The sequence below is a fragment of the Actinophytocola sp. genome (genome assembly GCF_036378875.1).
Classification (GTDB): Bacteria; Actinomycetota; Actinomycetes; order Mycobacteriales; family Pseudonocardiaceae; genus Actinophytocola.
The window spans coordinates 15,360-27,669 of record NZ_DASUVO010000136.1 but is presented as its reverse complement, the minus strand read 5'-3'; the positions used below and the strand labels follow the sequence as shown (position 1 = coordinate 27,669).

At 69.6% G+C, this 12,310-nt stretch carries 11 protein-coding genes; all 11 read right to left on the bottom strand.

What is annotated here, in order from left to right:
- Positions 1-173: 173 nt before the first annotated feature.
- The gene (gene tpiA / locus VF106_RS39575) at positions 174-959 is read right to left on the bottom strand and encodes a triose-phosphate isomerase (protein WP_330845134.1); all 786 of its coding nucleotides are present in this window, start codon (positions 957-959) and stop codon (positions 174-176) included.
- Positions 956-2,158, bottom strand: a complete 1,203-nt coding sequence (locus VF106_RS39570) for a phosphoglycerate kinase (RefSeq protein WP_330845133.1) — start codon at positions 2,156-2,158, stop codon at positions 956-958. The genes tpiA and VF106_RS39570 overlap by 4 nt, the downstream gene beginning before the upstream one ends.
- An 11-nt stretch (positions 2,159-2,169) precedes the next feature.
- Positions 2,170-3,174: a type I glyceraldehyde-3-phosphate dehydrogenase gene (gap, locus tag VF106_RS39565; protein WP_330845132.1), complete on the bottom strand. Its 1,005-nt coding sequence runs from the start codon at positions 3,172-3,174 to the stop codon at positions 2,170-2,172.
- 723 nt (positions 3,175-3,897) lie between these two features.
- Positions 3,898-4,884: a DNA-binding protein WhiA gene (gene whiA / locus VF106_RS39560; protein WP_330845131.1), complete on the bottom strand. Its 987-nt coding sequence runs from the start codon at positions 4,882-4,884 to the stop codon at positions 3,898-3,900.
- 127 nt (positions 4,885-5,011) lie between these two features.
- Positions 5,012-5,956 carry a gluconeogenesis factor YvcK family protein gene (locus tag VF106_RS39555; protein ID WP_330845130.1) on the bottom strand — a complete coding sequence of 315 codons (945 nt, stop codon included), beginning with the start codon at positions 5,954-5,956 and terminating at the stop codon, positions 5,012-5,014.
- The gene (gene rapZ, locus VF106_RS39550; RefSeq protein ID WP_330845129.1) at positions 5,953-6,846 is read right to left on the bottom strand and encodes an RNase adapter RapZ; all 894 of its coding nucleotides are present in this window, start codon (positions 6,844-6,846) and stop codon (positions 5,953-5,955) included. Before rapZ ends, VF106_RS39555 begins: the two co-directional genes overlap by 4 nt.
- Complete coding sequence (gene uvrC, locus VF106_RS39545; RefSeq protein WP_330845128.1) at positions 6,843-8,792, bottom strand: excinuclease ABC subunit UvrC; 1,950 nt, start codon at positions 8,790-8,792, stop codon at positions 6,843-6,845. The genes rapZ and uvrC overlap by 4 nt, the downstream gene beginning before the upstream one ends.
- Positions 8,793-8,836: 44 nt before the next feature.
- Complete coding sequence (locus VF106_RS39540) at positions 8,837-9,739, bottom strand: SDR family NAD(P)-dependent oxidoreductase (RefSeq protein ID WP_330845127.1); 903 nt, start codon at positions 9,737-9,739, stop codon at positions 8,837-8,839.
- Positions 9,736-10,374, bottom strand: a complete 639-nt coding sequence (locus tag VF106_RS39535; RefSeq protein ID WP_330845126.1) for a TetR/AcrR family transcriptional regulator — start codon at positions 10,372-10,374, stop codon at positions 9,736-9,738. The genes VF106_RS39540 and VF106_RS39535 overlap by 4 nt, the downstream gene beginning before the upstream one ends.
- A gap of 42 nt (positions 10,375-10,416) precedes the next feature.
- Complete coding sequence (locus VF106_RS39530) at positions 10,417-11,094, bottom strand: hypothetical protein (RefSeq protein WP_330845125.1); 678 nt, start codon at positions 11,092-11,094, stop codon at positions 10,417-10,419.
- 101 nt (positions 11,095-11,195) lie between these two features.
- Positions 11,196-12,209 carry a GDSL-type esterase/lipase family protein gene (locus VF106_RS39525; RefSeq protein WP_330845124.1) on the bottom strand — a complete coding sequence of 338 codons (1,014 nt, stop codon included), beginning with the start codon at positions 12,207-12,209 and terminating at the stop codon, positions 11,196-11,198.
- Between the last annotated feature and the right edge of the window lie 101 nt (positions 12,210-12,310).

The window sequence follows — 12,310 nt, the reverse complement described above, 5'->3', positions numbered from 1 at the left end:
TAGCCCTGCTGCATGAGCTGGAAGTATGCAGCCCGTTCCCGGATCAGCTTCTTCCGTCCCTGCGGCTTACGGTCAGCCCGGACCTCGTAGTCCATCGCACCCCTTGAACTGGGGTGTTGCAACAATCACTAGAACCCAAGCGGCGTGACGGGGGCCCTTCACGGACAACGGGGTCAGGGCAGGGGGCCGCCTGCCGCCAGGGCGCAGAGCTTGGTGAACTCCTCCGCGTCCAGGCTCGCGCCGCCCACGAGGGCGCCGTCGATGTCGTCCTGCTTCACCAGGTCGCTGATGCTGCCGGACTTGACCGAGCCGCCGTAGAGAACACGGACGCTGTCCGCGATCTCCTTGCCGTACTTGTCCGCCAGCCTGGCCCGGATCGCGCCGCAGACCTCCTGCGCGTCGGCCGGGGTCGCGACGCGGCCGGTGCCGATGGCCCACACCGGCTCGTACGCGACGGTGACCTTCGACACCAGGTCGGTCTTCAGGCCCTTGAGGCCCGCGATCAGCTGGTCGGTGGTGTACTCGACGGCGTTGCCCGCCTCGCGCACCTCCAGCTTCTCGCCGATGCACAGGATCGGGGAGATGTCGTGCTTGAGCGCGGCCTTCACCTTGGCGTTGACCAGCTCGTCGGTCTCCTCGTGGTACTCCCGGCGCTCGGAGTGGCCGACGGTCACGTACGAGCAGCCGAGCTTCGCCAGCATCGGCGCCGACACCTCGCCGGTGTAGGCGCCGGAGTCGTACCGCGAGACGTCCTGGGCGCCGTAACGAAGCTTCAGCTTGTCGCCGTCCACGAGCGTCTGGATGCTGCGGATGTCGGTGAACGGCGGCAGCACCGCGACCTCGACCTTGGCGAAGTACTTCTCCGGCAACGAGAACGCGATCTTCTGGACCAGCGCGATGGCCTCGAGGTGGTTGAGGTTCATCTTCCAGTTGCCGGCGATGAGCACCTGACGACTCACGAATGTCCCTCCAGGACCGCTACGCCCGGAAGTTCCTTGCCTTCCAGGAACTCCAGCGACGCACCGCCGCCGGTGGAGATGTGTGAGAAGCCGTCCTCCGGCAGGTCGAGCGCGCGCACGGCCGCCGCCGAGTCGCCGCCGCCGACCACGCTGTAGGAGTCGGAGTCCACGATGGACTGCGCGACGGCGCGGGTGCCCTCGGCGAACGGGGCCATCTCGAACACGCCCATCGGGCCGTTCCAGAAGACGGTCCGCGCGTCGGCCAGTGCCGCGGCGTACCGCTCGGCCGTGATCGGGCCGATGTCCAGGCCCATCCAGCCCTCGCGCATGTCGGCGACGAGCACCGTCTCGGTCTGGGCGTCCGCCGCGAACCTGTCCGCGATCACGACGTCCGCCGGCAGCAGGATCTTCTCCCCCGCGTCGGCCAGTAGCTTCTTGCAGGTGTCGATCATGTCGCCCTCGAGGAGCGACTCGCCGACGCCGAGACCTTCCGCCGCGAGGAACGTGAAGCACATGCCGCCGCCGACGAGGAGCTTGTCGACCTTCGGCAGCAGCGACTCGATGACCGCGAGCTTGTCGGACACCTTGGAGCCGCCGAGCACGACGACGTACGGGCGCTCGGGGTCGCCGCTGAGCTTGCGCAGCACCTCGACCTCGGCCAGCACGAGCCCACCGGCGTAGGACGGCAGCAACCCCGCCACGTCGTACACCGACGCCTGCTTGCGGTGCACCACACCGAAGCCGTCGGAGACGAACACGCCGTTCTCGCCGACCAGGCCGGCCAGGTCACGGGCGAGCGCACCCCGCTCGGCCTCGTCCTTGCTGGTCTCGCGGGCGTCGAAGCGGATGTTCTCCAGCAGCGCGACCTCGCCGTCCGCCAGTCCGTCCACGGTGGACTTCGCGGAGTCGCCGACCACGTCGGCCGCCAGGGTCACGGTCGCGTCCAGCAACTCGTTCAGCCGCACCGCCACCGGCTTGAGCGAGTACTTCGCCTCCGGCGCGCCCTTCGGCCGGCCGAGGTGCGCGGTGACCACGACGCGGGCACCGGCACCCGTCAGCTTGCTGATGGTGGGCACCGACGCGCGGATCCGGCCGTCGTCGGTGATCGTTTCGCCGTCGAGCGGCACGTTCAGGTCGGCGCGCACCAGCACGCGCCGACCTGACACACCCTCGGCGAGCAGGTCGTCGAGTGTCTTCATACGGTGAAGCCTCAGATCTTCGACGCGACGAGCGCGGTGAGGTCCGCGAGCCGGTTCGAGTAGCCCCACTCGTTGTCGTACCAGCCGTACACCTTGACCTGGTTGCCGATGACCTTGGTGATCGGCGCGTCGTAGATGCACGACGCCGGGTCGGTGACGATGTCGGACGACACGATCGGGTCCTCGCTGTAGCGGAGGATGCCCTTGAGCGGGCCCTCAGCCGCGGCGCGGTAGGCGGCGTTGACCTCGTCCACCGTGACCTCCTTGGCGAGGTCGACGGTCAGGTCGGTGATCGACCCGGTCGGCACCGGCACACGCAGCGAGTAACCGTCGAGCTTGCCGTTGAGCTCCGGCAGCACCAGGCCGATCGCCTTGGCTGCGCCGGTGGAGGTCGGCACGACGTTCAGCGCGGCGGCGCGGGCACGGCGAAGGTCCTTGTGCGGACCGTCCTGCAGGTTCTGGTCCTGCGTGTACGCGTGGATCGTGGTCATCAGGCCCTTCTCGATGGTGAACGCATCGTGGAGGACCTTGGCCAGCGGAGCCAGGCAGTTGGTGGTGCAGGAGGCGTTGGAGATGATCGTCTGCGAGCCGTCGTACAGGTGCTCGTTCGCGCCGATCACCACGGTGAGGTCCTCACCCTTGGCCGGCGCGGAGATGATGACCTTCTTGGCGCCACCCTCGTCGACGTGCTTGCGGGCGTCGTCGGCCTTGGTGAAGAAGCCGGTCGACTCGATGACCACGTCGACGCCCAGGTCCTTCCAGGGCAGCTTGCCGGGGTCGCGCTCGGCGAGCGCCTTGATCGTCTTGCCGTCCACCTCGATGCCCTCGGCAGTGGCCTTCACCTCGAAGGGCAGGCGACCGAGGACGCTGTCGTACTTCAGGAGGTGAGCCATGGTCGCCACGTCGCCGAGGTCGTTGAACGCCACGATCTCGATGTCGTGCTCGCTGGCAGCCACCGCGCGCCAGAAGTTGCGGCCGATACGGCCGAAGCCGTTGACGCCTACTCGAACCGTCACCGTGCGTCTCCCTCGTGCTCGTTTCGTCTGACAGCCCCGACCACCCTATCTCCCGAGGTCGGACAGGTCGCGGGAGGTGCGGGCGACTTAACTGTATCGAATCAGTTGACGCTCTTGAACGGGCCCTGGTGCGGGCTCGCGGGATTTTCCGACCGGGTTTGTATCTGGGTGAGAGGCACCGACTCTTGTACCTGTGCGAGGGGCGCTGGAAGCGGTGACGAGGCGGGGGACGGCTCGTCACCGGGGGGTTCGGTGCTCGAGGGAGGGCAGGGCTCGCCTGGCCGCGTGGGGGTCAGTCAGGCGGGCCCTGGAGTTTGCTTCGGGAGCGTCCACCCGTCAACGGGGTGGGCGCTCCTGAATGCATCGCCGGGCGCAGAGGACCTCGCCGGCGCGATGAAGGCCCCCTATCCTCACCGTGGGCGTGATGAAGGACGCATCGCGTGGCCGCCGGCTCGAACGGCCCGCCTGTCGCGACACCACGGCAATAGGGGTGAGGCCGTGCCCGCCCGCCCGCGGGCTTCGCCCGCAGATGGCACCCCGCCTCCCGAGCCGAGCCACATAGTCGGTGACAGCACTGGCTCCAGCCGTTCGGCCACCGACTCGTCACCGCTGCGGGCGAGTTCGGCTTGGCGCACTGTCCGCTGTATCGGCATGCTCGTCCGCCGCAGACAACGCCGGTTCCCCGGCCTCGCGGCTGGTGTGCTGGTGTTTGTTTGCTGGTTCCTAGACTTCGGCTTCCAGCATTTCCGGGGTTACCGCCGACTCCGTGTCCGGGAGGCCTAGTTCCTTTGCTCGCTTGTCCGCCATTGCCAGTAGGCGGCGGATTCGGCCTGCTACCGCGTCCTTGGTCATCGGCGGGTCCGAGAGTTGGCCCAGTTCTTCCAGGGAGGCCTGGCGGTTGGCCAGGCGGAGTTTGCCCGCGGCGCTCAGGTGTTCCGGGGCCGTCGCGCCCAGGATCTCCATCGCCCGCTGCACTCGTGCGGCTGCCGCTACCGCGGCTCTTGCTGAGCGGCGCAGGTTCGCGTCGTCGAAGTTCGCCAGGCGGTTCGCCGTTGCGCGGACCTCTCGGCGCATGCGGCGTTCTTCCCAGGCAAGGACCGAGGTGTGTGCGCCCAGTCGGGTGAGCATCGCGCCGATCGCGTCACCGTCGCGGACCACCACGCGGTCGGCGCCTCGGACCTCGCGGGACTTCGCCTGGATGCCCATCCTGCGGGCCGCGCCCACCAACGCCAGCGCGGCTTCCGGGCCAGGGCAGGTGATCTCCAGTGCGGATGACCGGCCCGGCTCGGTCAGTGAGCCGTGTGCCAGGAAGGCGCCGCGCCACGCGGCCTCGGCGTCACACACTCCCCCGGACACGACGGCCGCTGGCAGGCCGCGGACCGGGCGGCCTCGCTGGTCCAGCAGGCCCGTCTGTCTTGCCAGGCCCTCGCCGTCCTTCACCACCCGCACGACGTACCGGGTGCCCTTGCGCAGCCCCCCGGACGCCAGGACGTGGATGTCCGCGTTGTGCCCGTACAGGTCATGGATCTCCTTGCGGAGCCGGCGCGCGGCCGCGCCCGTGTCCAGTTCCGCCTCGACGACCACCCGGCCGGCGACGATGTGCAGTCCTCCGGCGAACCGCAGCAGCGACGACACCTCCGAGCGCCGGCAGCACGTTTTCGACACGGCAAGACGACTCAGCTCGTCCTTGACTGCCGCGGTCATCGCCACGATGACAGCTCCTCTCCCACCATGCGTGCCCCTCCCACGGGACCCCGCCTCCCACGCTGGCGTACATCCCACCATCAACATCCCCGGCCCGCTCATCCGAGCCGACGGCCCGCCCCGCGAGCTCCGCTCAGAACCTCAACGCCCCCCGCAGGCTCTCAGCCAGCGCCGCCGGGTCGTGCCGGTCCCGCGCGTCCGCCGACGTGATCGTGTCGAGCCTCAGCTGGGCGCCCAGTGCCTGTGCCGCACGCCGCAGGCGGTCCGGGGTCGGCACCGAGTCGGCGTCGGCGATCACCGCGTCCACGCGCAGTCGAGGTGCGTGCTCGCAGAGTACGTCCAGATGCCGCTCCGGGGAGAACCCAGCCGTCTCACCCGGTTGAGGGACGAGATTCAGTACCACCATGCGGGACGCCGTTGTGTCGATCAGCGCTTCGTGCAACTCCGGCACCAGCAGGTGCGGCAGCACACTCGTGAACCACGAACCGGGTCCGAGCAGCACCACGTCGGCGTCCAGCACGGCCTGGACGGCGGCCTCGCACGCCTTCGGCACGTCGTCCGGCCCGCCGGCCGGCTGCAGCCGGATCCGCTGCACCTGACCCGGCGTGGTCGCCACCGCGACCTGTCCCCTGATCCGCCGCACGGCGGCCGGATCCTCGTCCAGGCCGATCACGTCCGCCTCGATGTCCAGCGGCTGCGTGCACATCGGCAGCACGCGGCCCTGCACGCCCAGCAGGCGCGCCGCCTCGCTGAGCGCGGCGACCGGGTCCTGCAGGATCTCCAGGAGCGCGGCCAGGACGAGGTTGCCGACCGCGTGCCCGGCCAGCGCCCCCGTGCCGCCGAACCGGTGCTGGAACACGGTGGCCCACAGCGAGTTCTCGTCGTCCTCTCCGGCAAGCGCCGCCAGCGCCTTGCGCAGGTCTCCCGGTGGCAGCAGACCCAGCTCGCGGCGCAGCCGCCCGGACGAGCCCCCGTCGTCGGCGACCGTGACGATCGCGGTCACGTCCGGCGTCAACCGGCGCAACGCCGAAAGCGTCGCGTGAAGCCCGTGCCCGCCCCCGAGTGCGACCGCCTTCACTCGCGCCCCAAGTCCCTGTGCACCACCTTCACCGCCATGCGGTCCTCGTCGGCGAGCCGCCGGGACAGCTCCTCCGAGATCGCCACGCTGCGGTGCTTGCCGCCGGTACAGCCGATCGCGAGCGTCAGGTACCGCTTGCCCTCCCGCCGGTAGCCTGCGCCGATCAGCCGCAGCAGCTCGTGGTAGCGGTCCAGGAACTCCTCCGCGCCCTCCTGGGTGAGCACGTAGTTCCGCACGTCGCTGTCCTTGCCGGTGAGGTCCTTGAGCTCGGGGATCCAGAACGGGTTCGGCAGGAAGCGCACGTCCATCACCAGGTCGGCGTCCATCGGGATGCCGTACTTGTAGCCGAACGACAGCACCGTGACCTTGGTCGTCGTGGCCGTGTCGGTGCCGAACGCGTCCTCGATCTTCGCGCGCAGCTGGTGCACGGACAGCGTGGACGTGTCCAGCACCAGGTCGGCGTCCTCCCGCAGCGGGGTCAACAGGTCGCGCTCGGCCTTGATGCCGTCGATCAGGCGGCCGCCGTCGCCCTGCATCGGGTGACCGCGCCGGACCTGCTCGAACCGGCGGACCAGCACGTCGTCGGTGGCCTCCAGGAACAGCACGCGTGGCTTGTACCCGCTGGCGTCGAGGTCGCGGATGATGGCTGCCAGGTCGTCGGTGAACGCGCGGCTTCGCACGTCCATCACGACGGCCACCTTGGTGACCGCGCCCTGCGCCTTGGCGCCCAGCTCGACCATCGTGGAGATCAGCTCGGGTGGCAGGTTGTCCACGACGAACCAGCCAAGGTCCTCCAGGCACTTGGCGGCGGTGCTGCGCCCGGCGCCGGACAGGCCGGTCACCACGGCGACCTCCACGCCCTGCGCGTGGTCCTCGGGCGTCTCGGTCACGAGGTACCTCCGTTGTCCTTCTCGGTGTCGGCCGCCGTATCGGCCGCTAGGGCACTGTGTACCAGCGCCGCGGTGTGCGTGCCGATTCCCGGTACACCGCTGATGTCGTTCACCGACGCCTCGCGTAACCGCTTCAGCGAACCAAAGTGCTTGAGCAAAGCAGCTTTGCGGCTCTGGCCGAGGCCGGGGATGCCGTCGAGCGCGGAGGTGGTCATCCGCTTGGACCGCTTCTGCCGGTGGTAGGCGATGGCGAACCGGTGCGCCTCGTCACGGACCCGTTGCAGCAGGTAGAGGCCCTCGCTGGTGCGGGAGAGGATGGTCGGCTCCGGGTCGGCCGGCAACCACACCTCCTCCAGACGCTTGGCGAGCCCGATGACCGCGACGTCCTGGATGCCCATCTCGGCGAGCACGTCCGCGGCGGCGTTGGCCTGCGGTCCGGCGCCGTCGACCACCAGGAGGTTGGGTGGGTAGGCGAACTTCCTCGGCCGTCCGGTCTCGGGGTCGATCCCGGCCCTCGGCTCCTCCTTGGTCTCCTGGAGGTAGCGGTGGAAGCGCCGGCGGACCACCTCGGCGATCGACGCGACGTCACCCTCGGTGGCCGCGTCCCGGATCGCGAACCGGCGGTACTCGGACTTGCGGGCCAGGCCGTCCTCGAACACCACCAGGGAGGCGACCACGTCGCTGCCCTGGATGTGGCTGATGTCGATGCACTCGATCCGCAGGGGCGCGGTGTCGAGTCCGAGCGCGTCCTGCAGCTCCTGGAGCGCGGCGGACCGGGCGGTGAGGTCACCGGCGCGGCGGAGCTTGTGCTGGGTGAACGCCTCCTTGGCGTTGCGTTCGAGAGTCTCCATGAGCGCGCGCTTGTCACCGCGCTGGGGGATGCGGAGCTGGACGCGGGCGCCACGCAGCTCCGAGAGCAGGTCGGTCATGGCGTCGGCGTCGTCGGGCAGGGCGGGCACCAGCACCTCGCGCGGCACCGGGCTCGTGTCGCCCTCCTCGACCAGTTCGGCCTGGTCGCCGTAGAACTGGAGGAGGAACTGGTCGACCAGCCCGGCCTCGTCGACCTCGTCGATCTTGTCGATGACCCAGCCACGCTGACCGCGCACGCGGCCGCCTCGGACGTGGAACACCTGGACGGCGGCCTCCAGGTCGTCGTGGGCGAACGCGACGACGTCCGCGTCGGTGCCGTCCCCGAGGACGACGGCCTGCTTCTCCATGGCCCGCCGCAGCGCGGCCAGGTCGTCGCGGAGACGCGCGGCGCGCTCGAACTCGAGGTCGGCCGAGGCCGCGTTCATCTCCTTTTCCAGGCGCTTCATCATGTGGTCGGTCTTGCCGGCGAGGAAGTCGCAGAAGTCCTCGACGATGTCCCTGTGTTCCTCGGCGCTCACCTTGCCGACGCACGGGGCCGAGCACTTGCCGATGTAGCCGAGCAGGCAGGGCCGCCCGATCTGGCCATGCCGCTTGAAGACGCCGCCGGAGCACGTGCGCGCCGGGAAGACCCGCAGCAGCAGGTCGAGGGTCTCGCGGATCGCCCAGGCGTGGGCGTAGGGCCCGAAGTAGCGGACGCCCTTGCGCCGCGGGCCACGGTAGACGTGCAGGCGCGGGTAGTCCTCGTGGAGCGTCACCGCCAGGACGGGGTAGGTCTTGTCGTCCCGGTAGCGGACGTTGAACCGCGGGTCGAACTCCTTGATCCAGTTGTACTCGAGCTGGAGCGCCTCGACCTCGGTACCGACGACCGTCCACTCCACGCTGCCGGCCGTCGTGACCATCTGCCGCGTGCGCGGGTGCAGCATGGCGACGTCGGCGAAGTAGGAGTTGAGCCTGCCGCGCAGTGACTTCGCCTTGCCGACATAGATGACCCGTCCACCCGGATCACGGAACTTGTAGACCCCGGGCGCGTCGGGAATCGTGCCCGGCGACGGGCGATATGTCGACGGATCTGCCACCCGACCAGCCTACGGCCGAGCACCGACAACGCGGGGGCCACCCGCTACGACCGGTCGCGCCGCGGACGCGGTATGTCCGCGGTCAGCCGCACACTCGTGTCCCACAGGTCCGCCGCCTTGGCCAGGTCGTAGGAGTCCGCCGAGGACCGGATCTCGCGTCGGCCAGAGAAGTACACGCCGGTCGTGCCGGCCAGCGCCGGATCGAGTACGAGCCGCGCCAGGGCGGCGCCGGACCGGCGGGGCGTGTGGATGTTCAGCCCGGGAACGACCGTCAGCGCCGGCAGGAGGTACCGCCACGCGAACGCCTGCGGGCCTCGGTAGTCACGGGCCAGACCCGTGCCCGGCATGAGGCCAGGGTCGAACGCGGTGAAGGTGGCTGTTTCCGATGGCACCCGGCGGGCGAACTCGTAGGTCGCGAGCACGTTGCACAGCTTGCTCGTCGTGTAGCGCCGCCGCCCGACCGTGCTGGGGACGTCCGCCCCTTCGGTCGGGTGGGCCAGCGATCGGGCGTCGGTGTAGGCGGGGGCGGGCATGCCGGTGTGCCTGGCCGGGTCGTGGGTGTCGCTCGCGACGATGACGACCCGCGCGCCCGGCGCCATCCGTGGCAGCAGTTCCCGCACCAGAAGGAAATGCGCGAGGTGGTTCACGCCGAAGGTCTGCTCGATGCCGTCCTCGGTGAGGACGGTGCCGGAGACGGTCTGGATCCCCGCGTTGCACACCACCGCGTGCGGCACCGGCACGTCACGAGCGAACCGCCAGACCTGTGCCAGCGAGCCAAGATCCAACGGCAGCCCGACGGCGCCGTCGCCGAGCCGGGCCGCGGCAGCCGCGACCGCCCGAGCGTTTCGTCCGGTGATCACGACGTCCCACCCACCGGCGACCAGAGCCGCGGCGGTCTGGAACCCGAGGCTGCCCGTGCCGCCGGTGACCAGCGCGGTGCGCCTCACGAGCCTGTCCCCTCTCGCCTGGCACGGTCTGTCGCCGCCGGGGCGAGGGCGCGGAGAGCCGCGAGCAGATCGGTGTACATGCGGTACAGGTCGGCCGACTCCAGCTTGGCGGCGAAGAAGCACCCGTCGGAGTACGCCACCGCGAACGGCGTCAGCTCCGTGGCCGCCGCCTCCGCGATGTGCGGCTCCTCGTCGGAGAGCATCCCGATGATCAGGCTCCGGAAGTAGTCGGCGGCCCGCTGACGCACCCGTCCGATCAACTCGGCCACGGCCGCGTCGTCGTGGTCCTCCAGGGCCAACATGTAGAACACGCGCAGGAACGCCGGATGCGCCCCGACCGCGGCGGCCCCACCCCGTACGACCGTCTCGGCGCGGGCCTGGACACCGCCGTCGAGCTGGTCCCACCGCGGCAACGCGGCGAACCACCGCCGTGCGCCCCGTTCCATCACGGCGGCCAGCAGGCCTTCCTTGCTGCCGAAGTGCCAGTACAGGGAGGTGGCGGCGACGCCGGCGCCCTTGCAGATGGCCGAGACAGAGGTGCCCGCGTAGCCCTTCTGACTCATGAGCCGCTCGGCGACGTCGAGCAGCACCTCTCGCGACTGGGCGACCTTCGCCTCGTCTGTATGTGCGGCCATGCCCTCACTGTAGGGATCGTTACATACAGACGCAACACAGGCTCAGTCCTGCGGGTGTGCTCCGCTGAGTCCCGCCACCTCCGTTCGCCATGTCCGGTGCACGCTGACGTACTTGCGCATGAAGACGGCCAGCAACAGCAGGACGCTCCCGCCCCACCCGATGACGGGCCACCACGGCGAGTCGAAGGACGTGTCGAAGACCAGCCCGATCGGCAGGAAGGCCCATACGGCGAACCAACTGACGAAGCCCGTCTCGAGAAGCAGGTCCTGCGGTGCCCTCGACCGACGGCGGATGAACATGACCGCGGCACAGACGGTTGTCCCGGCCAGTGCCATGAGGAGGATGGTGTAGCCGAACGGGAACATGCCCCTGACGTAGTGCCCGTTGAGGCTGACCAGTTCGTCGCCCAGCAGGCCCGCGCTCACGATCTCGCCCTCCTCGGGCCACAGGTCGAGGCTGTCGCTGTAGACGACGTACGTCACGAAGCCCGGGAGAGCGACTTCGATCTCCAACTCCTGCCAGTTCTGCGACATGTTGTAACCGCTGTACACCTCGGTCCGCACGACGATCGCGTTGGGCACCGTGCGTAAATCCCCGCTGTTGAAGGCGCTGCGGGTGGCGATTTCCAGGTACACCGGCCACGCGACCATCAGGGCGATCAGGAGCGCGATCCCGCTGACGACGTAGCGCGCCTGCACGCGGGGGCGTTTCTCGGGCATCGACACCACCCTCCCAGTCTGACCAGACTATCCGCCGCGGCTGTCAGGCGCCGGATTTCCCGCAGGCGCAAGGGAAGCCCACGCCAACGGATCACCTTTGCCTACACGGCATGGAGGTTGCCGTCCGCGCCCGCCACGCACTGGGCCGAGGCGCGGCCGGAGTTCACGAACTCCGTGACGCACCTGCCGAGCTGTGCGTGGCCCTTCGCGTTGGGGTGGAAGGATTCCTGTGCCATGTGAGTACCGATGGCGTCCAGGCCGCCAGTCACCCACGCCCACGGGTCGACCGTGATGCGGTTCTGCCATTCGGTGGCCGGATTGGCGTAACCGCTGCAGGCCTCGCGGCCCTCGGTCGCGCGGGAGAAGTCCAGGAACTTCGCGCCGCTGCGGGTGGCGACGCCGCGCAGGGCCGTCGCGAACTGTGGGACGGCCTCGGTGCGGGCCCATCTTCCGTCCGCCAGTTTGATCGGGCAGCCCTGCGGGCCGTGCAGGATCGGGTCCATGCGGTCGGTGAACGGGGACGCGTAGGAGGTCAGGACGAGGTTGTACGAGCCGGTGGCGTAGCCGGCCTGGGACATCGCGGAGCGCACGTCGGCCAGGGCACGTTCAACTCTCGGGGCCATGGCGGCAAGGCGTTGCGGCCACTGGGCGCGGAGGTAGGTGTGGCAGCCGGCGCTGAACGGGTTGAACCACTCGCCGATGCAGTCGAGCACGGTGTCGGCGAAGGCCGGCTCGTCGTTCGCGCCGACCTGGACGATCACCGTGGTGACGCGATACTGCTGGGCGACACCGATCAGGCGGCGGGCCTGCGACCCTTCCGTGTAGTGGGTGGTGTCGGCGAGTGACACATTGGCGGAGTCGGCGCCCGAGCAGGCGAGGTTGATCGTTCTGTTCGCGACCGCGGTCCGGTGGACGAGCGCGTTCAGGGAGCGGTGGCACCAGTCGCCGTTCTCGCCCCGGGTGCCCGGCTCGTAGTTGCCGGCGCCCTCACCGGAGATGGCACTGTCCCCGAGGGACACGATGGCGGTGGGACGGTCGTCCGCGACCGCGGGGGTGGCGACCGTCAGGCCGCTGACGAGCAGAGCTGCGAGGAAACCGATCGCCGTTGATCGCATGACGTGACTCCCCGGGCACACGCGGTCCTGGTAGGGACGAGATGACCGTAACCAGGATCAGCCACCGTGGCTATAAGCCGAATGGGGCTCACGTTTGCCCG

Bases quoted from the DNA above. Each gene is read 5' to 3' on its own strand.
- VF106_RS39570 (WP_330845133.1), bottom strand. From the start codon at position 2,158: ATGAAGACACTCGACGACCTGCTCGCCGAGGGTGTGTCAGGTCGGCGC.
- VF106_RS39535 (WP_330845126.1), bottom strand. From the start codon at position 10,374: ATGGCCGCACATACAGACGAGGCGAAGGTCGCCCAGTCGCGAGAGGTG.
- VF106_RS39525 (WP_330845124.1), bottom strand. From the start codon at position 12,209: ATGCGATCAACGGCGATCGGTTTCCTCGCAGCTCTGCTCGTCAGCGGC.
- VF106_RS39530 (WP_330845125.1), bottom strand. From the start codon at position 11,094: ATGCCCGAGAAACGCCCCCGCGTGCAGGCGCGCTACGTCGTCAGCGGG.